General features: G+C 73.6%; 24 protein-coding genes. 12 read left to right on the top strand and 12 right to left on the bottom strand.

The genetic code is table 11. The features are described from left to right. Positions 1–163: 163 nt before the first annotated feature. The 8 genes from AB0I21_RS44275 to AB0I21_RS44240 are packed head-to-tail and all read right to left on the bottom strand — an operon-like array spanning position 164 to position 7345. Positions 164–1069 (bottom strand): NAD(P)-dependent oxidoreductase, encoded by a 906-nt coding sequence (locus AB0I21_RS44275; protein WP_354895643.1) that lies wholly within the window; start codon positions 1067–1069, stop codon positions 164–166. Continuing rightward, complete coding sequence (locus tag AB0I21_RS44270; RefSeq protein WP_360569936.1) at positions 1066–1920, bottom strand: class II fructose-bisphosphate aldolase; 855 nt, start codon at positions 1918–1920, stop codon at positions 1066–1068. The genes AB0I21_RS44275 and AB0I21_RS44270 overlap by 4 nt, the downstream gene beginning before the upstream one ends. Before the next feature lie 25 nt (positions 1921–1945). Further along, positions 1946–3490 (bottom strand): FGGY family carbohydrate kinase, encoded by a 1545-nt coding sequence (locus tag AB0I21_RS44265; RefSeq protein ID WP_360569934.1) that lies wholly within the window; start codon positions 3488–3490, stop codon positions 1946–1948. Continuing rightward, the gene (locus AB0I21_RS44260) at positions 3487–4356 is read right to left on the bottom strand and encodes an SIS domain-containing protein (protein WP_360569932.1); all 870 of its coding nucleotides are present in this window, start codon (positions 4354–4356) and stop codon (positions 3487–3489) included. Before AB0I21_RS44260 ends, AB0I21_RS44265 begins: the two co-directional genes overlap by 4 nt. Then, positions 4353–5147, bottom strand: a complete 795-nt coding sequence (locus AB0I21_RS44255; protein WP_360569930.1) for an MBL fold metallo-hydrolase — start codon at positions 5145–5147, stop codon at positions 4353–4355. Before AB0I21_RS44255 ends, AB0I21_RS44260 begins: the two co-directional genes overlap by 4 nt. Next, positions 5144–6094: a hypothetical protein gene (locus AB0I21_RS44250; RefSeq protein ID WP_360569928.1), complete on the bottom strand. Its 951-nt coding sequence runs from the start codon at positions 6092–6094 to the stop codon at positions 5144–5146. Before AB0I21_RS44250 ends, AB0I21_RS44255 begins: the two co-directional genes overlap by 4 nt. Continuing rightward, on the bottom strand, positions 6094–6777 hold the full coding sequence (gene deoC, locus AB0I21_RS44245) for a deoxyribose-phosphate aldolase (protein WP_360569926.1): 684 nt from the start codon (positions 6775–6777) through the stop codon (positions 6094–6096). The genes AB0I21_RS44250 and deoC overlap by 1 nt, the downstream gene beginning before the upstream one ends. Beyond that, positions 6764–7345, bottom strand: a complete 582-nt coding sequence (locus AB0I21_RS44240) for a glucose-6-phosphate isomerase family protein (protein ID WP_360569924.1) — start codon at positions 7343–7345, stop codon at positions 6764–6766. Before AB0I21_RS44240 ends, deoC begins: the two co-directional genes overlap by 14 nt. A gap of 341 nt (positions 7346–7686) precedes the next feature. On the opposite strand from AB0I21_RS44240, the gene AB0I21_RS44235 reads away from it, so the two are divergent. From AB0I21_RS44235 to eda, 8 genes are all read left to right on the top strand, one after another. After that, positions 7687–8454 (top strand): DeoR/GlpR family DNA-binding transcription regulator, encoded by a 768-nt coding sequence (locus tag AB0I21_RS44235; protein ID WP_360569922.1) that lies wholly within the window; start codon positions 7687–7689, stop codon positions 8452–8454. Positions 8455–8528: 74 nt separating this feature from the next. Next, a complete protein-coding gene (locus AB0I21_RS44230) occupies positions 8529–9596 on the top strand; it encodes a sugar ABC transporter substrate-binding protein (protein WP_360569920.1) in 1068 nt (355 codons plus the stop codon). Positions 9597–9624: 28 nt separating this feature from the next. Further along, entirely contained in the window at positions 9625–11166 is a 1542-nt protein-coding gene (locus AB0I21_RS44225) for a sugar ABC transporter ATP-binding protein (protein WP_360569918.1), read from the top strand. Positions 11167–11168: 2 nt separating this feature from the next. Next, complete coding sequence (locus tag AB0I21_RS44220; protein WP_360569916.1) at positions 11169–12209, top strand: ABC transporter permease; 1041 nt, start codon at positions 11169–11171, stop codon at positions 12207–12209. Positions 12210–12239: 30 nt separating this feature from the next. Beyond that, entirely contained in the window at positions 12240–13226 is a 987-nt protein-coding gene (locus tag AB0I21_RS44215; protein ID WP_360569914.1) for a sugar phosphate isomerase/epimerase family protein, read from the top strand. Positions 13227–13246: 20 nt separating this feature from the next. Continuing rightward, on the top strand, positions 13247–14185 hold the full coding sequence (locus AB0I21_RS44210) for a hexose kinase (RefSeq protein ID WP_360569981.1): 939 nt from the start codon (positions 13247–13249) through the stop codon (positions 14183–14185). Further along, positions 14182–15495, top strand: coding sequence for an FGGY family carbohydrate kinase (locus AB0I21_RS44205; protein WP_360569912.1), 1314 nt, complete (start codon positions 14182–14184; stop codon positions 15493–15495). The genes AB0I21_RS44210 and AB0I21_RS44205 overlap by 4 nt, the downstream gene beginning before the upstream one ends. Beyond that, positions 15492–16115 carry a bifunctional 4-hydroxy-2-oxoglutarate aldolase/2-dehydro-3-deoxy-phosphogluconate aldolase gene (gene eda, locus AB0I21_RS44200; RefSeq protein WP_360569910.1) on the top strand — a complete coding sequence of 208 codons (624 nt, stop codon included), beginning with the start codon at positions 15492–15494 and terminating at the stop codon, positions 16113–16115. The genes AB0I21_RS44205 and eda overlap by 4 nt, the downstream gene beginning before the upstream one ends. On the opposite strand, the gene AB0I21_RS44195 is transcribed toward eda, so the two are convergent. Together AB0I21_RS44195 and AB0I21_RS44190 are read right to left on the bottom strand one after the other, a co-directional pair. Further along, positions 16116–16283, bottom strand: a complete 168-nt coding sequence (locus AB0I21_RS44195; RefSeq protein ID WP_360569908.1) for a hypothetical protein — start codon at positions 16281–16283, stop codon at positions 16116–16118. Positions 16284–16292: 9 nt separating this feature from the next. Continuing rightward, positions 16293–17057 (bottom strand): maleylpyruvate isomerase family mycothiol-dependent enzyme, encoded by a 765-nt coding sequence (locus tag AB0I21_RS44190; RefSeq protein ID WP_360569906.1) that lies wholly within the window; start codon positions 17055–17057, stop codon positions 16293–16295. Between the two features lie 69 nt (positions 17058–17126). Here AB0I21_RS44190 and AB0I21_RS44185 point away from each other — a divergent pair, with 69 nt between their 5' ends. After that, positions 17127–17597, top strand: coding sequence for a cupin domain-containing protein (locus AB0I21_RS44185; RefSeq protein WP_344505413.1), 471 nt, complete (start codon positions 17127–17129; stop codon positions 17595–17597). Between the two features lies 1 nt (position 17598). Here AB0I21_RS44185 and AB0I21_RS44180 read toward each other — a convergent pair whose 3' ends face one another. Then, complete coding sequence (locus AB0I21_RS44180; RefSeq protein ID WP_360569904.1) at positions 17599–20361, bottom strand: FtsX-like permease family protein; 2763 nt, start codon at positions 20359–20361, stop codon at positions 17599–17601. A 159-nt stretch (positions 20362–20520) separates the two neighbouring features. On the opposite strand from AB0I21_RS44180, the gene AB0I21_RS44175 reads away from it, so the two are divergent. Together AB0I21_RS44175 and AB0I21_RS44170 are read left to right on the top strand one after the other, a co-directional pair. Continuing rightward, positions 20521–20928 (top strand): nitroreductase family deazaflavin-dependent oxidoreductase, encoded by a 408-nt coding sequence (locus AB0I21_RS44175; protein WP_360569902.1) that lies wholly within the window; start codon positions 20521–20523, stop codon positions 20926–20928. Positions 20929–21025: 97 nt separating this feature from the next. Beyond that, positions 21026–21151: a hypothetical protein gene (locus AB0I21_RS44170; protein WP_360569900.1), complete on the top strand. Its 126-nt coding sequence runs from the start codon at positions 21026–21028 to the stop codon at positions 21149–21151. Between the two features lie 3 nt (positions 21152–21154). Here AB0I21_RS44170 and AB0I21_RS44165 read toward each other — a convergent pair whose 3' ends face one another. Beyond that, positions 21155–21724, bottom strand: coding sequence for a hypothetical protein (locus AB0I21_RS44165; RefSeq protein ID WP_344505408.1), 570 nt, complete (start codon positions 21722–21724; stop codon positions 21155–21157). Positions 21725–22010: 286 nt separating this feature from the next. Here AB0I21_RS44165 and AB0I21_RS44160 point away from each other — a divergent pair, with 286 nt between their 5' ends. Next, the gene (locus tag AB0I21_RS44160; protein ID WP_360569897.1) at positions 22011–22853 is read left to right on the top strand and encodes a serine/threonine-protein kinase; all 843 of its coding nucleotides are present in this window, start codon (positions 22011–22013) and stop codon (positions 22851–22853) included. The last annotated feature ends 63 nt before the right edge of the window (positions 22854–22916 follow it).

Genomic DNA, 22916 nt, shown 5'->3' with positions numbered 1-22916 from the left:
CGGGCAGCACGGTTCCCATGGCCGTCATGGCGGCCGTCGAGCTCGCCACCACGCATGCGGACGCCATCGAGCTCGCCGGCAGCGAACGACGGCCTCATGCGATCGACGGCGGCGACGGCCGGCTCTGGGCACGCACCGTGGCGTGACCAGAGCCGATCGGCGGCTACGCGGCGAGGGCGGCGAGGAGGTTGTCCACCGCGGCCTCGGCCGCGCGGCGTGAGCTCTCGGCCGTGGCCGCGCCCAGGTGCGGCGTCGGCACCACCCGGGGCTGACGCAGCAGCTCGGAGGGCTCCGGCGGCTCGCGGTCGAAGGCGTCGACCGAATAGAGCGCGATCCGCCCGGCCCGCAGCTCGGCCAGCAGTGCGGCCTCGTCGACCAGCGTCGAGCGGGCCGTGTTGAGCAGCACCACGTCGTCGCGCAGCAGGGCCAGCTCGGCCGCGCCGAGCAGCGGCCCGTCCGGGGACGGAGGCACGTGCAGGGACACGACCTCGCTCGTGCGCAGCAGCACGTCGAGGGACACCAGCGGGACATCCGCGACGTCGACGAACGGGTCGTGGGCCATCACCGTCATGCCGAGCCCGCGGGCCAGCCCGGCGAGGCGGCGCCCGATCGCGCCGTAGCCGACGATGCCCAGGCTGCGCCCGGCCGCCTCCCGGCCCGTGCTGCGCTGCCACGTGCCCGAGCGCAGCGCTTCGGCCGCCTCCGGCAGGCCGCGCAGGCCCATCAGGGTCAGCGCCAGGGCCAGCTCGGCGACGCCCTGCGCGTTGGCGCCCCGGGCGGTGATGACCCGCACGCCGTGCGCCTCCGCGGCGCGCGCGTCGATCGCGTCACTGCCGGCACCGTTGCGGCTGATGACGCGGAGGCGGTCGGCGCGGGCCAGGACCTCGGCACCGATCGGCTCCACGCCGGCGACCCAGCCGACCACGCCGGGCACGGCGTCGAGCAGTTCCTCGGTGGTGGGCTGGCGCCCGGGCGACGGGGTGACGATCTCGTAGCCGGCGGCGCTGAGCCGGTCCAGCGCGGGCGAGCCCGCCGCCGACATGCTGCGCGGCGTGACCAGGACCTTCATGCGGCCACGACCGGCGCGACGGGGTTGAGCACGCGGATGAGGCGGGTGACCTCGGCGGCCATGACGTCGCGGGCGGGGGCCACGTACTTGCGGGCGTCCATGAGCTTCGGGTCGGCCTCCAGGCGGGCGCGGACCACGGCGGTGAAGCACTTGTTGAGGTGGGTGGCGATGTTGACCTTCGTCATGCCGGCGGTCACCGCCCGGGCCAGCGTCTCGTCGTCGACGCCGGAGGAGCCGTGCAGCACGAGGGGCACCGGCACCCGGGCCGCGATCGCCGCGACCAGCTCCACGTCCACGACGGCGTCGCGGGTCGCCATGGCGTGCGACGTGCCGACGGCCACGGCCAGGGAGTCCACGCCCGTGTCGGCCACGAACGCGGCGGCGTCGCCGGGGTCGGTGCGCACCCCGGGGGCGTGCACGCCGTCCTTGCCGCCGACCTCGCCCAGCTCGGCCTCGACCGCGACCCCGGCGGCGTGGCAGAAGGCCACGACCTCGCCCGTGACGGCCCGGTTGCGCGCGTCGTCGAGCCGGGAACCGTCGAACATGACCGAGGTGAAGCCCAGGTCGACCGCCTCGTGGACCAGGTCGACGTCCTCGGCGTGGTCCAGGTGCAGCACGACCGGCACCGTCGCGGCCTCGGCGAGGGCCCGGGCGGCCAGCGCCAGCGGGCGCAGGGAGCCGTGGTAGCGGACCGCGTTCTCGCTGATCTGCATGATGAGCGGCGCCGCGGCCGCCTCGGCGCCGGCGACGAGCGCCTCGGCGTGTTCGAGCAGGGTCGTGTTGAAGGCGCCGATGCCGTGCCCGCTGGCGCGGGCGGCGGCGAGGATGGGGCGTGGATCAGCGAGGGGCACGGTGGAACTCCAAGAGCGTTGAGCGTTATGTGACTTCGGACTGGGCTCGCACGGCCGCGCGGGCGGCGTGGAAGCGGGCCCGGGGCAGGGCATAGTCGGCGGCCGCACCGGCGCGCGGGACGACGACGTCGGCCTCGCCGGTGTCACGCCCTCCCGGCAGCTCCCGGGTGTCACGCCCTCCCGGCAGCTCCCGGGCCTCGGTGCCGGCGGCCAGCGGGGCGGTCGAGTCCCAGGCGCCGATGCCGAGCCAGCCCAGGGCCGCCGCGCCGAGCGCCGCGCAGTGCTGGGCGTCGGCTGGGCGGGTGACGGGCCGGTCGAGCAGGTCGGCGAGGACCTGGAGCAGGAGGGCGCCGCGGGCGCCGCCGCCGACGGCGGTGATCGGGGCGCCGGGCGGCGCGCCGGCGAGCATCACCGCGGCGGCGTCGGCCAGGCTGAAGCCGATGCCCTCCACGACGGCTCGGGCGACGTGGCCCTGGGTGTGGCCGAGGTCGAGTCCGAGGAATGCGCCGCGCACGGAGGGGCCGCCTTCCGCGACGGTGCCGCCGGCGAGCGTCGGCACGCAGGTCAGGCCGGCGGCGCCGACGGGGGCCGCGGCCGCCTCGGCCAGCAGCGCGTCGAGGTCGCCGTCCCGCCCGAGCAGGCCGGCGAGCCAGGTGAGGCTGCTGCCGCCGCCGAACGTGGACAGCGCCGAGACGTACAGGCCGGGCAGCACGTGGTCGAAGACGAACGGCCGCTGCACGGCGTCGAGGACCGGCTCGGCGCCGGCGACGGTGACCCAGTTGGACGAGCCGAGGGAGAGGTACGCGGCGCCGGGCCGGTCCAGCCCGGCGCCGAGGGCCATGCAGGAGTTGTCGACGCCGCCGGCCACGACGGGCACCCCGGCCGGGATGCCGGTCTCGGCGGCGGCCGCCGCGGTGACGGTGCCGACGACCGCGGTGGAGGCGACGATGTCGGGCCACCAGCCGGCCGGCACGCCGAGCGCCGCGAACACGTCCGGGCGCAGGGCGCGGGTCAGCAGGTCGTAGGCGCCCGACCCGGAGGCGTAGCTGGGGTCGGTGGCCTGCACGCCGGTGAGCCGGGCGTTGATCCAGTCCTTGCTGCCCAGGATGCGCGCGACCCGTGGGCCCAGCGGCGTCTCGGACCGCAGCCAGGCCGCCTTGAACACGGTGTACATGCCGGCGGGGAAGCCGTTGCCCGTGGACGCGTACCAGTCGTGCTCGGCCGCGTGCCCGAAGAAGGCCGTCGCGGCGGCCTCGCCGCGCACGTCCGACCAGATGGGCACGGACTCCAGCAACAGTGCGCCGTCCGCGTCGACCGGCACCATCGCCAGGCTGTGCCCCGACAGCGCCACGGCCCGGACCCGGTGCCCGGACAGCGGCAGCCGGCTCGTCGCGGCGGCCAGGGCGGCCCACCAGTCGGCCGGGCGCTGCTCGTGGCGACCCGGGGCCGGGTAGGCGGTCGGGTAGGCGACGAACGCGGTGGCGAGCACGCGCGCGGAGGCGTCGACGAGGGCGGCCTTGCAGCCGCCGGTGCCGAGGTCGAAGGCGAGGACCACATCAAGCGTCGTCATGCGCGCGGCATCCCCGATCGCATCCGGGACAGCCGCGTCTTCATGGTGCGGATGTCCTCCAGGGCGGACTCCTCGCGGCGCAGCAGCACCATCGTGGCGAGGATGTCGACGACGACGAGCTGGGCCAGGCGCGAGATCGTCGGCGTGTAGACGTCGGTGTTGTCCAGCGACTCGACGAGGATGGCGATGTTGGACAGCTCGGCCAGCGGCGACGGGCCGCCGGTGATGCCGATGACGGTGGCGCCGCGCTCCCGCGCGACGCGCACGGTGTCGAGGATGGACACGGTGCGGCCGGTGTTGGAGATCGCCACGAACGCGGTGTCGGGCCGGCTGGTCGAGGCGGCCAGGAACTGCTGGTGGGTGTCGATCTGGGCCGAGCACGGCACGCCGAAGAGGGGGAACTTCTGCTCGGCGTCCATCGCCACGATCCCGGACGCGCCGAGGCCGATGAACACGATGTTCGAGCAGGAGGCGAGGGTGTCCACGGCCCGGCCGATCGCGTCGAGATCGAGGTGGCGGCGCACGTGGTCCAGCGAGGTGATGGAGAAGTCGAAGATCTTGCCGACCGTGGTGGCGGTGTCGTCCTGGGCCTCGATGACCGACTGGGTGGCCGGCACGCCGAGCGCGACGCTCTGCGCCAGCTGGATGCGGAAGTCGTGGAAGCCGTCGCAGCCGATGGCGTTGGCGAAGCGCACGATCGTGGGCTGGCTGACCCCGGCCGCCTCGGCGAGCTCGGCCAGGGTCATCTGCACCACGCCGCGCGGGTTGGCCAGCACCACGTCGGCGACCTTGCGCTCGGAGCGGCGCAGCTGGTCGAGGTGCTGGTTGATCCGGACGAGCACGGGGCCGCCGGCCGGGCCGTTCATCGACGCCCCCGCAGGATCATCGTGGCGCCGTGCACCGGCAGCTGGACGGTGACGCCGAGGCGCCCGGCGAGGCCGAAGTCGAACCCGGCCGGGTCAGCGGAATTGAAGGCGAACATGCCCCAATGATGTGGGACGAGGGTGCCGATCCCGGCGGCGGCGCACAACCGCACGGCCTCCTCGAAGGTGAAGTTGCCGGGCACGCCGTTGTCGCGGCGGTGCGCGTCGCGCCCGTTGACCGGCAGCAGCGCCACGTCGACGGCCATGGACCCCAGCCACTCGGCCAGGCCGTCCCAGGGCGCGCAGTCGCCGGAGTGGTAGACCCGGGTGCCGGCGGCGTCGATGACGTAGCCGAGGAACCGGTCGTCGCCGTGCTCGTCGAACTCGCGCTCCTCGTGGGCGGAGGGCACCGCGCTGATCGCGAACGGGCCGTAGCCGGTCTGCTCGCCTGCGCGCAGCGGATCCAGCCGGGACGCGTCCGCGCCGCTGCGGCGCAGTGCCTCCCCGGTGACGGCGCGCGGGCAGACCAGGCGCAGCCGCGGCTGGTCGGCCATGAGCGGGGTCAGGGTCGCGGGGTCCATGTGGTCGGTGTGCGCGTGGGTGCACACCACGGCGACCAGCGGCGGCAGCTGCCGCGGAGCGAGCGGGGCGGGGCGCATGCGGGTGTGCGGGAACAGGCGCCCGGCGTACTTCTCGGCGAGTGAGTCCGACAGGTACGGGTCGACGGCGAGGTGCGCCACCCCCGCGGTGAGCACGAACCCGGCCTGGCCGAGCCAGCGGGCCAGCAGGGTCACCGGACCTCCTGCGCCGCGGCGTAGAGCCGGTCGAAGCCGGCGCCCTCCGTCGGCAGGCCGAGGTCGAAGACGGCGTCGATGGCGCGGGTCCAGCCGTGCACGAAGTACCGCCATCCGTCCTCGACGGTGAGCGCGTCGGCGGCGGCGCGGGCCCGGGCCTGGCGCAGGAAGCCCAGCTCGCCGCGGTAGTTGAACTCCCAGACCGCCCCGCCGTGCGGGAAGACGGCCGCGTCGCTGAGCGGCGAGCCGGGCCGGTCCTTGCCCATCCCGGTCGCGTTGACCACGAGCGCGCCGGGGGCCAGCTCGGCCAGCAGCGCGTCGTGGTTGTCGCCGCGGGCCAGCAGGCGGGACTGCCAGGCGATGCCCGGGTCGCCCCCGGCGGTCGCCTTGACGATGGCGGTCAGGCGCTCCTCGGCGATGTCGGTGACGACGACCCTCGCGGGGGCGTCGGGGCCGGACCGGTGGGCGAAGTAGTCGCACAGCGCGAGGGCGGCGCCGCCCGCGCCCATGACGAGCACGTCGCGCCCGGCGAGGGCCGGCACGATCGCGTGCAGTGACAGCTCGCTGGTGATGGTGTCCAGCGCCAGCCCGTCGATGAAGCCGTCGCCGGCGACGAGGGCGCTGACCTCGTGCAGCCGCGCGGCGTCGCCGTTGACGCCGCGCAGCTGGTCCTGGGTGGCGGCGTAGAGGTCGAGTTTGTGGGTGGTGACCAGGGCGCCGCGGGAGAGGGGATCGTCGCGCAGGTGGGCCACGACCGCGCGGTAGTCGGGGGCGGGCGCACCGACGGGGATGTCGATGCCGGTCAGCTCGACGCCGTCGAGGCCGAGCAGGGGGCGCCAGGCGGCGAAGACGCGGTGGATGGCGGAGGAGCCGGTGGTGACGCCGACGAAGTACATGGTCGGCGCGGTGGCCGGGACCAGGGTGGCGGGGGTGAGGACGGTGGGCATCAGGCGCCGGCCTCGGCGACGAGCCGCACGGCGATGGCGGTGTTGATGCCGAAGCGGGTGGCGCCGGCGGCGATCAGCGCGCGGATCTGCTCCAGCGAGCGGACGCCGCCGGAGGCCTTGATCTCGGGTCCGGGGCCGGCGGCCGCGCGCATGATCTCGACGTGCCGCGGGGTGGTGGCCACGCCCTGCCAGCCGGTGCCGGTCTTGAGCGAGGTGGCCCCGGCGTCCAGGGCGGCGCGGGCGGCGTCGCGGAGCTGCCCCTCGTCGAGCAGCCCGACCTCCAGGATCACCTTGACGGGCACCGCGCCCCCGACCGCCGACAGCACCGCCGCCACGTCCCGGCCGGCCGCGGCGAGCTCGCCCGAGCGCACCAGGCCGATGTTCATGACGACGTCCATCTCCTGTACGCCGGCCTCGATCAGCCACCCGGCCTCGGCGACCTTGATCGGGGTGGCCGAGCCGCCGGAGGGGAACCCGACCGGCGAGCCGGCGTTGGTGGTGGACCCGGCCAGCAGCGGGCGCAGCACCGGCAGCCAGGCCGGCAGCACGTGCGCGGCCACGAAGTCGCCCTCGAGGGCGTGCCGGGCAAGGGCCTCGACGTCGGCGCGGCCGTGCTGGGCCTGGACCGCGCTGATGTCGACCATGCGGGCCAGGGTGCGGCCGGTCAGCTCATCGGGCGACATAGTTGGGGTTCTCCTTCAGGCGCCATCCGCCGGCCTCGCCGACGGCTAGGTGCCGCATGCCGCCGGCGCGGGCGATGATGCCGTAGTCCTGTCCGGCGTCGGCCGGGTAGCAGAAGACGGTGACCAGGTCGGTGTCGCCGACGTTGACGCTGCGGTGGATGTGCACCGGCGGGACGTAGGCGATGACGCCCGGCCGCAGCTCGGTGACGACGGTCTGCCCGTCGAGCGTCTCCATCAGCATGAGGCCGTGCCCGGCCAGGCAGTGGTAGATCTCGGTCCGGTCGTGCTGGGCGTGGATGTGCCCGCGGGTCATGTGGAACTCGTCGCCGACCTTGCCCGGCGAGAGCGTGGAGATGCCGGTGATGAGGTCGCCGGCCGCCTCGGACGGGCGGAACTCGTCGACGTGGTAGATGACCCGGTCGGCCTCCTGGGCCAGGCGGGCGGCGAACGCCCCGGCGTCGGCAAAGAGGCCGTCGAGGTCGGCCAGCCGCTTCTCGTACCGGCCCGTGCGGTTCGTCAGCCCGTCCGGCGTGACGACCAGCTCGGGGCCGCTGCGCACTTCGCTCACCGTGCTCCTCCGTCGTGCGTGGTGCTTGCTGGCTTCAGTTTGTAGCAAACTTACAAGACCGTGTCACGTGGAAGTTGAATCCACTACACAAAGCCACCTCGGATGTAGTGAAGTTCCACGATATTGCGACCGGCTATCTGGCTCAATGCCCATCTAACCGGACATAAGCGCACGCATATTCGGGCGGCGCTGACACGCGTACGTAAAGATCACAAAATCTTGCGTTGACAACTTCTGGACCGGATGTAGTGTGGCTCCACAAGCGATGTGGGTTCACCCACAACCCCCACACGGAAATCCACAGGGGCTCCGTGCAGGCGGCATGGAAGGGAGGTGGCGCGATGCAGGCGGCCGAGCGCCGGCGCGAGATCACCGAGATCGTCCGCAGCAGCGGGCGCGTGCAGGCAGCCGAGCTGTCGAGCCGCTTCTCGGTCAACGCCGAGACCATCCGCCGCGACCTGTCGGCGCTGGAGGCCGCGGGCGACCTGCAGCGGGTGCACGGCGGCGCCGTGGCCCGCGCGACGCTCGCCGCCGAGGGGCGCGTCTCCAACCGGATCGCCGAGCGGCGCGACGAGAAGATCGCCATCGCCCGGGCCGCGGCCGAGGAGATCCCGCCCTTCGGCGCCATCTTCATCGAGGCCGGCTCCACGACAGGCCACCTCGCCGCACTCCTGCCGGACCGCGGCGACCTGCTCATCGTCACCAACGCCCTGCAGATCGCCCTCGCCCTGACCGACCTGGGCCACTCCACGGTGATGACGATCGGCGGCCGGGTGCGCCCGGCAAGCTACGCCGAGGTCGACACCTGGGCCCTGGAACGCCTGGCCGGGCTGCGCTTCGACGTCGCGTTCGTCGGTGCCAACGCGATCGACCTGGCGTGGGGGCTCTCCACGCCCGATCCGGCCGAGGCGGCCGTCAAGGCGGCCATCCTCGCCTCCGCGCAGAAGTCGGTGCTGCTCACCGACAACAGCAAGTTCGGCCTCCAGGCCGCCTGCCGCTACGGCTCGATCGAGGACATCGACCTCGTCGTGACCGACAGCGGCCTCAGTCCCACCGTCGTCGAGGAGATCCGGGCCCTGGGCACCGCGGTCCGCCTCGCCGGCGGCTGAACCACGACCCCCCGAAACACCGCATCCCCAGGCCCCGCACGGCCGCATGGGCGAACACACCCCTTGGAGGACAGATGAACCTACGCACCGGGATCCGGTCGCTCACGCGCGGCACCGCCGTGCTGGTGGCCGTCGCGATGCTCGCCGCCGCATGCGGTGGTGGCGATGACAGCAAGGCCGCCTCCGGCCCGTCCGACGTCATCAGCGGCCGGCCCGCGCCGACCGAGCAGAAGCCGGACAAGCAGGTCAAGGTGGCGATGATCGGCTTCGCGAACAACCCGTACTGGGTGTCGGTGAAGTCGGGAGCGGACTACGCCAACCGGGTGCTCGCCTCCCGCAACGGCAAGGTCGACTGGATCGTCGCCGGCGACAACATCGACGTGCAGACGGTGTCGAGCGCGATCAAGGGCGCCGACGCGCAGGGGTACAAGGGCATCGGCTTCTTCATCGCCGGCGAGGGCAACTGCGCCGACATCAAGACGCTGTCGGCCAAGGGCGACAAGCTCGGCGCGTACAACACGCTGTTCGACTGCGTCGGCTCCTCGGGCGGCACGGTCAACTACGCGCAGGAGCAGTACAAGGCCGGCCAGACCGCGGCCAAGGAGATGATCAAGGCGACCGGCGGCAAGGCCGGCAAGGTCGGCATCATCGTCAGCCAGTTCACCGCCCCGGGCTCCGAGCAGCGCCGCAAGGGCTTCGTCGACGGCCTGCAGGGCTCCAGCCTGACCCTCGTCGGGCAGGGCGTGGAGGCCAAGGACTCCGCCTCCAACACCTTCACGGCCGCGCAGAACTACCTGCAGTCCAACTCGGACCTGGTCGGCATCTACGCCACCGCCGGCGGCCCGTTCGGCGCCGCGCAGGCCGTAGCCGCCGCCAAGAAGCAGGACACGGTCAAGGTCATCGGCTTCGACATCACCACCGAGAACATCGACGCGATCAAGAACGGCTCGATGTACGGCGTGATCGGCCAGGACGCGTTCGGCCAGGGCTACAACGTCGCCATCCAGCTGTACAACGCCGTCGTCACCGGCAAGAACCCGGACCAGGTCGCCCAGGAGGCCGAGGCTCCGTTCGTGACCAAGGACAACCTGGCCCAGCACGACCCGTCCTCCGTGCCGCTGGGCACGCCGGGCGCTTCCTGACCGGTAGCACCTGAAGGTTGTGGCAAGCATGACGAGCACTGAGAAGCCGGCGGCCCTCGCGGTCGCCGGCCTGGCGAAATCGTTCGGCGCCGTCCGGGCCGTGCGTGACGTGTCGCTGGCCTTCCCGGCCGGGCAGGTCACCGGGCTGCTCGGCGAGAACGGCGCGGGCAAGTCCACCCTCATCCGGCTCTGTTCCGGAGAGATGCGCCCCGATCGCGGGCGGCTCACCCTCGCCGGGCAGGAGGTGAGCTTCGGCTCGCCGCTCGAGGCGATCGCCGCCGGTGTCGTTGTCGTGCACCAGGAGCCGCTGCTGATCAGCGAGCTCACCATCGCCGACAACCTGTTCCTCTACGACCTCGGCGAGCGGCCCGCCTACGCGGCCGCCCGCCGGGGCGAGAACGTCGCCCGGGCCCGCGAGCTGCTGCGCGACCTGGGCATGACCGACTACCTGCCGGACCCCGCGACGCTGTGCCGCGAGCTGTCGGCCGCCTCGCGGCAGATGGTGGACATCGTGCGGGCCCTGTCCCGCCAGCCCAAGGTGCTGTTCCTCGACGAGCCCAACTCCAGCCTCACCCACGAGGAGTCGGAGCGGCTGTTCAGCGTCGTGCGGCGGCTGCGCGCCGACGGTGTGGCGGTGGTGCTGGTCAGCCACCGCCTCGCCGAGGTGTTCTCGATCGTCGACCACGTCATCGTGCTGCGCGACGGCACGTTCGTCGCGGCCGGCGACCCGACCGAGATCAACGAGCAGCGGGCCGTGGCGCTCATGGCCGGCGAGCGCAAGCGGGCCGTGGTCGCCGAGACCGTCGCGGAGCGCCGCGACGCCGTCGCGCACGCCCGGGACGCCGAGGTCGCGCTGGAGCTCGCCAACCTCTCGGGCGAGGGCTTCGCCGACGTGAGCTTCGCGCTGCGCCGCGGCGAGATCCTCGGCATGTCCGGCCTGGTCGGCGCCGGGCGCACCGAGATCGCCGAGGCGGTCATCGGCGCGCGGCGCATCAGCGGCGGCCGGGTCCTGGTCGGCGGCCGCCCGGCCCGCATCTCCGGCCCCGGGCGGGCCCAGAAGCTCGGCATCGCCTACGTCGCCGAGGAGCGGCGCACCGAGGTCTTCCACGCCCAGACGGTCGGCTACAACCTCACGGTCCGCATCCTGTCCACGCTCGGGCCGTTCGGCTTCGTGTCGGCCCGGCGCACCAACGCCGCGGCGCGCGAGCTCACCCGCCGCTTCGGGGTGAAGACCGCCTCCACCGAGGCGCCGATCACCGCGCTGTCCGGCGGCAACCAGCAGAAGGTGCTGCTGGCCCGCGCCCTGGCCGCCAAGCCGCGGGTGCTGATCCTCGACGAGCCGACCCGCGGCGTGGACGTCGGCACGAAGGCCGAGATCTACGCGACCCTGCGCGAGCTGGCCCACACCGAGGGCCTCGCCGTGTGGTTCATCTCCTCCGAGCTCGAGGAGGTCGTGGAGCTGGCCGACCGCGTCGTGGTGGTCCGCCAGGGCCGGCTGACCCTCGACGCGCCCAACACCGCAGGACCGCAGCCCATCGTGGCCGCCGCCATGGGATCGACCGAAGGATGAGCATGTCTGCCCCCACCGTCACCGCACCGGCCCCGCAGCGCAGCCGCTCCGCGAAGGACGTCGCGCGCGCGGTCTTCAAGCGGCAGGAGACCGGCCTGCTCGGCGTGATCATCCTGCTGGGCTTCGTCGTCAGCCTCATCAACAGCAACTTCCTGCGCACGGACAACCTCTACAACGTCCTGCAGACCGTCGTCGTGGTCGGTGTCATCGCCGTCGGCCAGACGTTCGTGCTCATCGCCAAGGAGATCGACCTGTCGGTCGGCTCCGTGCTGGCGCTGTCCGCGGTCACCGCCGGCTCCGTCTACGGCAGCGGCGCCAACCCGTGGATTGCCATGCTCGCCGGCATCGCCGTCGGCGGCGTCTGTGGCCTGCTCGTCGGCACCGTCGTGGTCATCGGCCGGGTCAGCTCGTTCATCGTGACCCTCGGCATGCTGTCCATCGCCCGCGGCCTGACCCAGCTCGTCACCGGCGGCCTGCCCCAGTCGATGCCCTCCGAGCTGTCATTCATCGGGCAGGGCCGGGTGTTCGGCGGCGTCCCGGTCAGCGTCATCATCTTCATCGTGCTGGTCCTCCTCGGCCAGCTGCTGCTCACCCGCACCGTCTTCGGCCTGCGGGTCACGGCGATCGGCGACAACGACGCCGCCGCCCGCACCGGCGGCATCCCGGTCGGGCGCACCCGCATCCTCACGTTCGTGCTCATCGGCCTGCTCGCGGGTCTGGCCGGCATCATCTTCTCCACCCAGGTCGGCGTCGCCGAGGCGCAGGCCGGCACGGGCTACGAGCTCGACGTCATCGCCGCCGCGGTCATCGGCGGGGCCAGCCTCTCCGGCGGCCGTGGCTCCATCATCGGCGCGTTCCTCGGCGCCTGCCTGCTCGGCGTCCTGCGCAACGCGTTCATCCTGCTCGCCCTCTCCCCGTTCCTGCAACAGCTCAGCATCGGCCTGGTCATCGTCCTGGCCGCGCTGTTCGACCAGGGCCGGCAGGGCAACCTGCGCCACCTGAGCCCGGCCGCGTTGCGCCAGCGCTTCCTGTCCGGCCGCTGAGCCGGCTCCGTTCTCCGAAAGGACCCTGAGATGAAGCCCCAACCCTTCCGCGTCCATGACCAGCGGGTCGTCAAGGCGTTCGTCGAGGCGCGCCGCTCCCACACCGCCAACGAGCCGCGCCTGAAGTTCGGCTGGAGCAACTGGGGCTTCGGCACCGAGGAGCTCGGGGTGTCGGCGCAGCGGCTGGCGAAGTACGGCGTGCAGTACATCGAGCTGCACGGCAACCTGTACTCCGACGACTTCGGCTACAAGCCTGACGCCACCCTCAAGACCCTCGGCGACCACGGCATCACCGTCTCGGGCATCTGCGGCATGGTCACCCCCGACCAGGAGTTCGCGCACAACAAGCCGCACGTGCGCGCCCGGGCCGTGGAGTACTTCCGCCGGCAGGCCGCCTTCACCCAGGCAGTCGGCGGGACCTACCTGCTCTTCGGCGCGGGCTCGGTCGGGCGCCCGGCCGCGTTCGACTCCTACGAGCTGGAGCGTTCGGCCAGCACCATGCGCCACGTCGCCGACGACTTCGCCCAGGCCGGGATCCGCGGCGCCGTCGAGCCGATCCGTCCCGAGGAGACGAGCGTCGTGCACACCTTCGAGCAGGCGCTGCGGCTGCTCGACCTCGTCGACCACCCGGCGATCTCGCACATCAACGGCGACACCTATCACATGCTCAGCGGCGAGCTGCACATCGGCGCCACGCTGCTCGACCACGGCCACCGGATGCTCAACCTGCACCTGGCCGACACCAACCGGCGCGCCCTCGGCCACGGCCTGCTCGACCTCGACGTCATCATCATGGCGTTGTACGCGATCGGCTACCAGCGCGGCGACAACTACTGCTCGGCCGAGCCGCTCGGCGCCGGCGGCAACCCGTACGCGGCGATGAACCTGCCGCCGCAGGCCGACAGGCTCGACGAGCTCGTCCGGGTCACCGCGCAGACGTTCCGCGAGCGGGAGCAGGAGGTCCTCGGGGCCACCGACGAGGAGCTGTTCGCGCTGTACCAGATCGACGGCGAATAGTGACAGGCTTCACCTTGCATGTGGTCTGTCCCAACCCGGCCCTCGACCGGCTGCAGGTCGTCGAGCACTTCGCGCCGTTCGAGGTCAACCGGGTCGTGGACGTGCAGAGCCTTCCCGGCGGCAAGGGCATGATCGTGTGCCGGGGCGCCCGGCGCCTCGGGGCGACCGTCGCCGCCCACGGGTTCGTCGGCGGCTTCGTCGGCCAGGTCATCCGCCGCGGCTGCGAGGAGATGGGCGTCGCCGACCGGCACATCGAGATCGCCGGCGAGACCCGGGTGACGCCGGTCGTCATCGAGCGGTCCACCGGGCGCTCGACGGTGCTCAACGAGCGCGGTCCCCAGGTCACCCGCGGCGAGCAGGAGCAGCTCGCCGCGGGCCTGGCCGCCGCGGTCCGGCCGGGCGACGTGGTCGTCTCCACGGGCAGCCTGCCGCCCGGGTGCGCGCCCGACCTGCACGCCGTCGTCGCCCGCGCGGCCCTGAGCCACGGCGCGACCGCTCTCGTCGACGCCCACGGCGACGCCCTCGCCCGGGTCATCGACGACGCCGGCACCCGCGGGACCCGCGGCGGCCGGCTGGTGATCAAGCCCAACGCCCACGAGCTGGCCGGCATCCTGGGCCGCGACCTGTCCGACCCGGCCGACCTGCTCGCCGCCGCGCGCGAGCTGCACGCCGCGACCGGCGCCACCCTCGTGGTCACCAGCGGCGCCGGCGGCGCGGTCTGGGTCGGCCCCGGCGAGCGGCTCACCGCGGACAGCCCGGCGGTCGACACGGTCAACGCCACCGGCTCCGGGGACTCGTTCCTGGCCGGGCTCGCGGTGGCACTCGGCCGCGGCGAGACGCCGGCAGCGGCCCTGACCCTGGCGGCGGCGATGGGCGCGGCCAACGCGGCCTCGCTCGCCCCGGACGTCGACCCGGACCTGGTCGCCACCCTCCGCGAGCGCGTGACGGTCTCCACATGAGCTTGTTCCTCGGTGTCGACATCGGCACCACCCGGACGAAGGTCGGCTGCTACGACGCCGAAGCCGGACGGCTCATCGCGCTGTACTCGGCGCCGACCGAGGTCAGCGACGACGCGTGGGGCGGGCGGCGCGACCCCGCCCGGCTCACCGCGGCGGTGGCCGGGCTGCTGCGGCGGCTGCTGGACGACCCGGCCGTCCGCCCGCGGGACATCGCCGGCATCGGCGTCGGCTCCGTCGGCGAGGAGGTCGTGATGCTCGGCGCCGGCGGCGAGGTCACCGCCCCGGTGCCGGCCTGGTTCGCCGGCCACGGCCGCGAGGCCAAGCCGCACGCGGGCGAGGCCTGGGCGGGCGTCGACGACACGTTCTCCGTCTTCAAGCTGCTCTGGCTGGACCGCGCCGGCCTGCTCGGCGGCGCCCGCACGTTCACCTCCCTCGCCGACTTCGTCGCCCGGGACCTGCTGGCCGACCCGTCCGCGCCGGTGTTCCTCAACGTCTCGCACGCCTCCCGCACCGGCCTGCTCGACGTGCGGGCCGGCACCCTGGACGAGGCGGCCCTGCCCTCCCTCGGCCTGGGTGCCATGCGCCTGCCCGCCCTCACCGGCAGCGCCACGGTCGTCGGGCACACCTCCGGCGCCGGGGTCCTGCCCCGGGGCGTCGCCGTCGTCACCGGCGGCCACGACCACATGTGCGGGGCATTCGGCTCCGGCGTGCGCAAGCCCGGCGACGTCTACGTCTCGGCGGGCACGTCGGAGGCGCAGGTGCTGCTCGTCGACGCCCTGCCCGAGCGGGTCGACGCCGGGATCGACGTGGGCGTGTTCGTGGCGGGCGGGCTGCGGTACCTGCACCGCGCCACCCCGTCCGGCCGGTTCTACCAGTCGTGGCGGCGGATGCTGTACGCCGAGCAGCCCGACGACGTCATGTGGTCCGAGGTCGACGCGGTCCTGGGCACCGTCGGCCCGGCCGGCATCGACTCGGACGCGCGCACGGTGCGCCCTGCCGCCCTGCCGATGGACGTCACCCGGGCCCAGGCCATGGCCAGTCTCCTCAAGGGCCTGGCCGTCGAGGCCGACGCCACCACCACCCGTCTCGGCGCACTCGGCGGCACCCGCATTGCGGACGTGACCGTCGCGGGCGTCGCCGCCGGCTGGGCTCCCTGGCGCCGGCTGCGCCAGGACGCCACCGCGCGCCGGCTGCGCTTCGTCGCCGAGCCGGAGGCCACCGTCCTCGGCGTGGCCGCCCTGGCCCGGCTCGGCGTCACCGGCGCGGCCGACGTTCCCACCCGAATCCTCGCGAAGGACCTCCCCGCATGAGCAGCATTGTCGATGTCGTCGGCGGCAACCGGATCGTCCCCGTGGTCGTGCTGGACGACCCGGCCGCCGCGGAACCCCTGGCCGACGCCCTGGTGGCCGGCGGCCTGCCGATCGCCGAGGTCACGTTCCGCACGGACGCGGCCGCCGCGGCGATCGCCCGGATGGCCGGGCACGGCGGCGTCACGGTCGGCGCCGGCACCGTCACCACCCCGGCCCAGGTCGACGCGGCCGTGGCGGCGGGCGCCACGTTCGTCGTCTCCCCGGGCCTCAGCGCCGCGGTCGTGACCCGGTGCCGTTTCCACAACGTGCCCGCCCTGCCCGGCGCCACCACGGCGACCGAGATCATGGCGGCGCTGGAGCTGGGCGTCGACGTGCTGAAGTTCTTCCCCGCGGGCACGTCCGGCGGCGCCCGCGCGGTGGCCGCGCTCGCCGCCCCGTTCGCCCAGGTCCGCTTCGTGCCGACGGGCGGGATCGACGCGTCGAACGTGCGGGACTACCTCGCCGTGCCCTCGGTGCTGGCCGTCGGCGGCAGCTGGATGGTGCCCCGCGCGTCCATCGCCGCCGGCGACTTCGCCGCGGTGACCGCCCTCGCCGCCGGGGCCGTGGCCGCCGCGGCCTGATCAGAGCGCGTCCAGGTCGGCTTCGAGCGGCTCGGGCACCAGGTCGGGGCATCGGGCGTGCACCCGGTGCAGCACGGCCCACTCCCGGCGGTGTTCCCCGCGCGACCACGAGACGTACCGCTTGATCAGTCGACCCCCGTCGACGTGAAGATGGTGCGTCTGCGACACCCGTCGAATCTAGGCCGTCAGGGGCTCCTCGTCGGGGTCCCAGGCGACGAGCAGGTCGAAGTGGCGGCGGTCGCCGGTGAGGGGCAGGGAGTCGAAGGGGACGCGGCCGTACAAGGTGAGGACCAGGTCGCTGGCGGTGGCGTGCAGGGCGGCGTCGGCCGGGGTCGGGGCCGGGGAGCGGGTGAGGCGGACGGCGTCGGCGGTGAGGGACAGGCGCCAGGAGCGGCCCTCGGTGGCGTGGTAGTCGAGGGTGGCGGGAGTGTGCGGCCAGCGGTAGGCGCCGGCGCAGCAGGTGGCCAGGAACTCCTCGACGCCGTCGAGGGCGATGCCGGTCGGGAGGGGTTGCGGCGCGCCGGTGGTGAGCTGGGCGTCGTACGTGTGCACGGCGACCTCCTGGAGCTGGTGGCGGGCCACGGCGCCGCTGGTCTGCTGGGACTCCGAGTCCGCCCACCAGGTCCAGCAGCCGCGGTCGGGGCCGGCGGACCGCAGCGCGTCCAGCAGCTGCCGCGTCGAGGCGGCCAGCCAGGGCAGCAGGGCCGAGCGGTCCTGTGGCGCGGGTTCCGCCGGGACGGGCGGCGGGGGAGTGGACGCGGGGCCGGCGGCGACGATCGACGCCCACTTGCGGCGGCCGTCGCCCAGGTGGTGTGCCAGGTCGAGCAGCGTCCACCCGGGGCAGGTCGGCACCTGCGCGTCGAGTGCGGGCGCGGCGGCGACCGCGGCGCTGAAGGCGGTGGACCGTTCGTCGATCAGCCGGAGCAGCTCAGGAAACTCCACCCGGGGTGTGTACCACCGGGCCAGGTGGACGGGACAGCGAGTTTCCGACGCGGCTGACAGACTGCGATCATGGACGGGGATGTATCGATGCGGGCGTTGTTGGTGCCGCCGGGTGAGGGTGAGCTGATCGACGTGGCGGGGGTGGAGCACCTGTTCCGCCTGACGTCGGCGCAGACCGGTGGGCGGTTCGGGTTCGAGGAGTTCACGCTCGGGCCGGGGACGGTCGGCGCGCGGCCGCACGTGCACCACGCGCACGACGAGTTCTTCTATGTCCTGGACGGGGAGCTCACGCTGCACGACGGCAGCGGCGAGGTCACGGCCGGGCCGGGGAGCCTGCTGGCCGCGCTGCGCGGGGCGCCGCACGGGTTCCGCAACGCCGGCGACGCTCCCGCGCGGGGGCTGTGCCTGTACACGCCGGCCGGGTACGAGGACTACTTCCGGCAGGTGCACGCGGCGGTCGCCGGCGGTGCGGAGGTCGACGACGAGATGCTCAACGAGTTCCGCGGCCGGTTCAACACCACCCCGCACCGGACCGCCTGAGCTACTCCTCGGCGAGCAGCCTCGCCTTCGGCAGGCCGCGCAGCGATCGCACCGGCAGGATCGCGGCGGCGACGGCCAGCAGCGTGCCGGCGAGGGCCGCGGCGGCGGCGACCGCGAACGAGGTGCCGGTGAGCTCGGAGCTGAGCAGGGCGGCGGTGCCGAGCGCGATCCCAGTCCCGGTGGTCGCGCCCAGGACGCCGAGCGCCAGCGCCTCGTACCCGGCGAGGCGGGCGGTCCACGCGTCGGTCCAGCCCACCGCGCCCAGCAGGGCGAACTCGGCGGCCCGTTCGCGGATGTTGACGTAGAGGACGTCGGCGACCGTGGCGGCGCCGAGCAGGGTGGTGAGTGCCGCCGCGATGTAGTCGGTGGCCTGCACCTGGACGGTGATCGCGTCGCCCAGGACCGTGCCGGAGACGCTGCCGCGGAACGTCAGATTGATGATGACGAGGAGGGTCAGCGAGGCCACGCCGATCGCCAGACTGGCCGCGCCGACGGCGGTGCGGCCGGGGGTGCGCAGGACGTTGCCGAGGGCGAGGCCGGCGATGCGCTGCGGGGCCCGGGGGCGGCGGGCCGGCGCGACCGCGGGCCGCACGGCTGCCACCGGGTCGGCGCGGGTGGCCCGCCACGCGGGTGGCAGCGCCGCCAGGAGACTCAGCAGCAGGGCCGCCGGGATGGCCAGGAGCGCGTAGCCGGCGCCGAGGTCGACGCCGAGCACGCGGGACAGCGCCAGCGCCAGGATCGTGCCCAGCAGGCCGGCGACCGCACCCACCGCCGACGACTCCGCCGCCACGAGCGCGAACAGGCGCCTGCGGGGCCAGCCGACGCAGGCGAGCACGGCGAGCTCGGTGGACCGGCCGCGGACCGCGGCGCCGGTCGCGTTGCCGACGGCGAGGGCGCAGGCGACCAGGACGAGGATCGACAGGACCAGCGACTTACGGTCGATCGCGGACACGATAGTGGTGGCGACGCCGAGCTTCAGCCAGTTGTCGCGGACGGCGAGGGCCGGGCGGCCGAACTTGCCGGCCGGCAGCGCCAGCGGAACGGCCGCCGCCGACGAGCCGACGGTGAGGTCGACCCGCAGCCCGGTCGCGAGGTGGATCTGGTCGGCGACGGCACGGACCCGCTCCCGGGAGAACGCGTCCATGCCGACGGTGCCCGCGACGCGGACCCGCACCATCGAGATCGGGGCGCCGGCGTCGACGCCGTGCGCGGGATCCAGGCTGTTGTACGGCGCCCGGTGCAGCGCCGGCAGCGCCGACAGCGTGGTGAGCAGGTGCGGCCGCTGGCCGAGCGGGCCGGCGAAGCTGGTGCCGGCGATCAGCGGCCGGTCGCCGAGCGCGGCGCGGGCCGCGTCGTCGGCGCCGGTCGCGGCGGGCCCGGCGTACAGGTCGAACGGCGGCCGGGACAGGGCCGGGCCGGTGTCGACCTTCGCCGGGTCGTACACGCCGACGCCGCGCAGGAACGCGCTGGCCGCCTTGCTGTCGCCGTCCCGCCCGTGCCGGACGACGGCGCGGACGGGGTCGTCGGCGAGGCCCATCGGCAGCGGCTTGCCGTCCGGCATGCCGTGCGGGACCTTCCCCCACTCGCCGCCCGAGTAGGGCACCACGGCGGCGGAGCCGTCCGCGAGCGTCAGGGGGCTGGTGGTCCACCACTCGTTGACGACCGAGGTGCCCGCCGCCGGTGGGAAGCCGCCGGCGGCGGGAGGGTGCGCGATCGCGTCGAGCACGGCCGGGTACAGGTCCTGCGCGCTGAACGCCCGCGCGCCGATCGGGGTGGACGGCTGGGTGGCGTAGTAGTCGACCGCGTTGTCCAGCCGCATGCCGGCGCCGGTCTTGTCGGCCGCGTCGCCGCCGATGCGTTCGATCTCCACGCGCACCTGCTGGTCGAGGTCCAGGCTGCCGGCGGCGAGGACCGGGATGCCCGCGGCGGTGTCGCCGGCGTTCAGGTAGCCGCCGGAGACGACGGCGCGGTCGAGGCCGTCGAGCCTGGCCTCCTGCACCGGGTCGATCGCGGCGAGCAGCAGCGGGATCGGGAAGAGCACCCGCACCTGCGGCCGCGGGGTCCGCTCGATGCTGGACGTGGGGTCGCTGGACCAGCAGTGGGCCTCGGTGCGGTCGCTCACCGACAGCGCGTCGACCGTGTCGAAGTACCCGGTGATGCCCTCGCACACCGCGGTCACGCCGGCGGCGCCGTGCTCATGGATCTCCGGCGGCTTGGGCAGGGCCGAGCTGTCGTAGTTCTTGCCCTCGATCCACGGCTCCCCCGGCACGAACTCGAGGGCGTTCCGCGTCGCGTAGAGGTACTTCGGCCCGTCGGCGATGCTGGACAGGCCCCGGTCGCCGGTGAAGACGGGGCGGACGCGCAGCACCTGCCGCTGCCCGCCGGCGGCGACGTGGTCGGTGAGGTCGACGGTGATGACGGCGGTCTGCATGACGTAGCCGGCCATCGCGACGGGCGCGGCGACGTCCACGCCGGGCAGGTCGAGGATCCGGCGCCACTGCGCCTCGGTGATGCCGCCGTAGGTGGAGGTGACCCGGTCGGGACGGACCAGCCCGTCCTGCGATGGCAGGGCGGCGGGCGGGCGGACCAGGATGTCGTACGTGGGCCGGAAGTTGGCCTGCACCGTGCCGTTGACCTGGACCTGCGAGCCGCGGGACGCCGACGCCAGCAGCGCGAAGCTGGCCACGGCCACGGCGACCGCCGCGATCGTGGCGACCAGCCGGCCGCGGCGGAAGAGCAACTGAGCGCGGATCAGCGAGAACAACGGCCACCCCCGGCAGCGGATCATCCACGCAGGGACGTCCGACGCATTCAGGGCCCCCGCTCCGTGCACCGACCATCCATTGATCCGGCTCTTGTGTCAAGACACGAAAAAACGGGTGCCAGGGCGCGGCGGGACGGGGACGGTGGAAGACTGATGACCATGAGCGACTGGAATGACAAGATCATTGAAGAGTTCCGCGCCAACGGCGGCAAGGTCGGGGGCAACTTCGAGGGCGCTCCGCTGCTGTTGCTGCACACGGTCGGCGCCCGCAGCGGCCAGGAGCGGGTCCATCCGATGATGTACCAGAAGGTCGACGGCGGCTACGCCGTGTTCGCCTCCTACGCGGGCGCACCCACCAACCCGGCCTGGTTCCACAACCTCGTCGCCCAGCCCCGGGTCACGGCCGAGATCGGCACCGGCACGCAGGAGCTCGTCGCCCGGGTGGCCGACGGGGAGGAGCGGGAGCGGATCTGGAGCGCGCAGAAGGCGGCGTACCCGGGCTTCGCCGACTACGAGCAAAAGACCACGCGGCAGATCCCGGTCGTGGTGCTGGAGCCCGCCGCCTGACGCGGAAGGGCGGCGCCGGACGGCTCGCGCAGTCCCCGGTGGACGGCGAGAGCGCCCGAGCAGGGTGACGGCGCCGCCCACCAGCAGCGCCAGGCGGATGCCGGATAGCATCGGTCGGGGCGGCCGCGGCGACGGCGCTCACCGCCGGGATGCCGGCGGTGAGCGCGAGCGGACGTTCACCTGTGCGGCGCTGCAGCTGCTGGCGCGGGCGGTCTACGGCTGAGGCTCACGCCGCGCGGAGGTGCTCCTCGGCGGCGGCGGGTGCCGTCTCGTAGATCATGAACGTCTGCGCGTCGGCGGTCTCGCAGCGGACCCGGTTGTCCGAGATGCGGCGCAGCCACGTGTTGATGGCCCGGTCCAGGCGGTAGGCGTCGATGTTGTGCCGGCAGATGTCCAGCGAGATGACGCCGTCGTGCTGCTCGGCGTGGCGGTACATCGCCTCGATGAGCTTCACGAACATGCCGTGCTCGTGGGTGGGCACGGCGACGAAGCCGCAGTACCAGATCCGCTGGTCGGCGTAGTGCACCGGCCAGCGCCGGGCGAAGTACTCCGGCGAGATCAGCGGCCAGGCGCTGAGCTGGTTGGTGTATGTGGCGAGCCCGAGCAGGACACCGTCGTCGGAGTACGCGAGCCACTTCTCGACCCGGCGGTCGGACATGACGTCGTCGAACTCCGAGCGGTACATGAGATGCCGTTGAATGGTGAGCGCGTTGAGGTGCCGGAACGCTGCCTCGTACAGCTGCCATGCCTGTTCGAGCTGCTCGTCGACGAGATCCGTGCGGACGTCGATCTTCATCTGACGCCTCCCGAGTACGTTCGGTACAGAAGGTGTGTACAGAATGTACGTACGGATCGAGAGATCGACAATCAGCGAAATTCCCGCCATAAGGGAGGCCACAACCGGGTGTGCAGGACTCCGAGTCCAGGACTCGCGGGCCGGTCCCGCCCCGGGACCCGATCCGGACGCGGGAGGAGCGGGCAACCGGCCGTCCGGCGGTGCACCGCGCAATGTGCATGTTCCGAACCTGCGCTTTATCGAACAGTGATGTTTGCATCTGGCTCGATGGGGAACCGAGGCGCAGGTGCAAGGGCGGGTGCTCGGTGGGCGGTACCACCTCCACGAGGTGCTGGGCGTGGGTGGCATGTCGACGGTGTGGCGGGCCCACGACGTGGTCCTCGGTCGCGACGTCGCGGTCAAGGTGTTGTCGGGCCGGCATGCCGGTGACGCCGGATCGCGGCGGCAGATCCGGGTCGAGGCCCGCGCCGCCGCCGGGCTGGCGCACCCGAACGTCGCCCAGGTCCACGACTTCGGTGAGACCGTCGAGGACGGGCAGCGCACGCCGTACATCGTGATGGAGCTGGTGCCCGGACCGACGCTGCACCAGCGCTTCGCCGGCGCGCCGATCCCGCCGCCGCTGGTGTTCCGGATCTGCGCCGAGGTGGCCGCGGGGCTCGCCGCCGCGCACGCCGACGGTCTCGTGCACCGCGACGTCAAGCCTGCCAACGTGATCCTCGCCCCGACCGGGGCGAAGGTCGTGGACTTCGGCATCGCGGCCGGGTTCGGCGCCGTCGAGGACGACGACCTGCTCGGCACGCCGGAGTACCTGGCGCCGGAGCGGATGACCGAGGACGCCGTCACGCCCGCGTCCGACGTCTACAGTCTCGGTGTCCTGCTGTACCGGCTGCTGGCGGGCCGCCTGCCGTGGACCGCGTCGGGGTCGGCCGGCCTGCTCGAGGCGCACCTGCTCACGCCGCCGGCGGCGCTGCCGGCGTTACCGGGCGTGCCTTTCGGCGCTCGCGCGGCTGTGCGAACGGTGCCTGGCAAAGGATCCGGCGGACCGGCCGACCGCGGCGGAGGTGGCCGCCATCCTCGCGGCAGCCGCAGTGTCCACGCCGGCCGGCGCGTTCGGCGCCGCCTTTCCTGACACCGCCGGTGACGAGCCGGCCGTTGCGGCGTCTGTACGCGCACCGGCCGCGACGGGTGGTGC

This window comes from Dactylosporangium sp. NPDC050588 (genome assembly GCF_040654975.1).
Classification (GTDB): Bacteria; Actinomycetota; Actinomycetes; order Mycobacteriales; family Micromonosporaceae; genus Dactylosporangium; species Dactylosporangium maewongense.
Note: the sequence above shows the minus strand (reverse complement) of the source record. Positions and strands in the feature narration are given on the sequence as shown.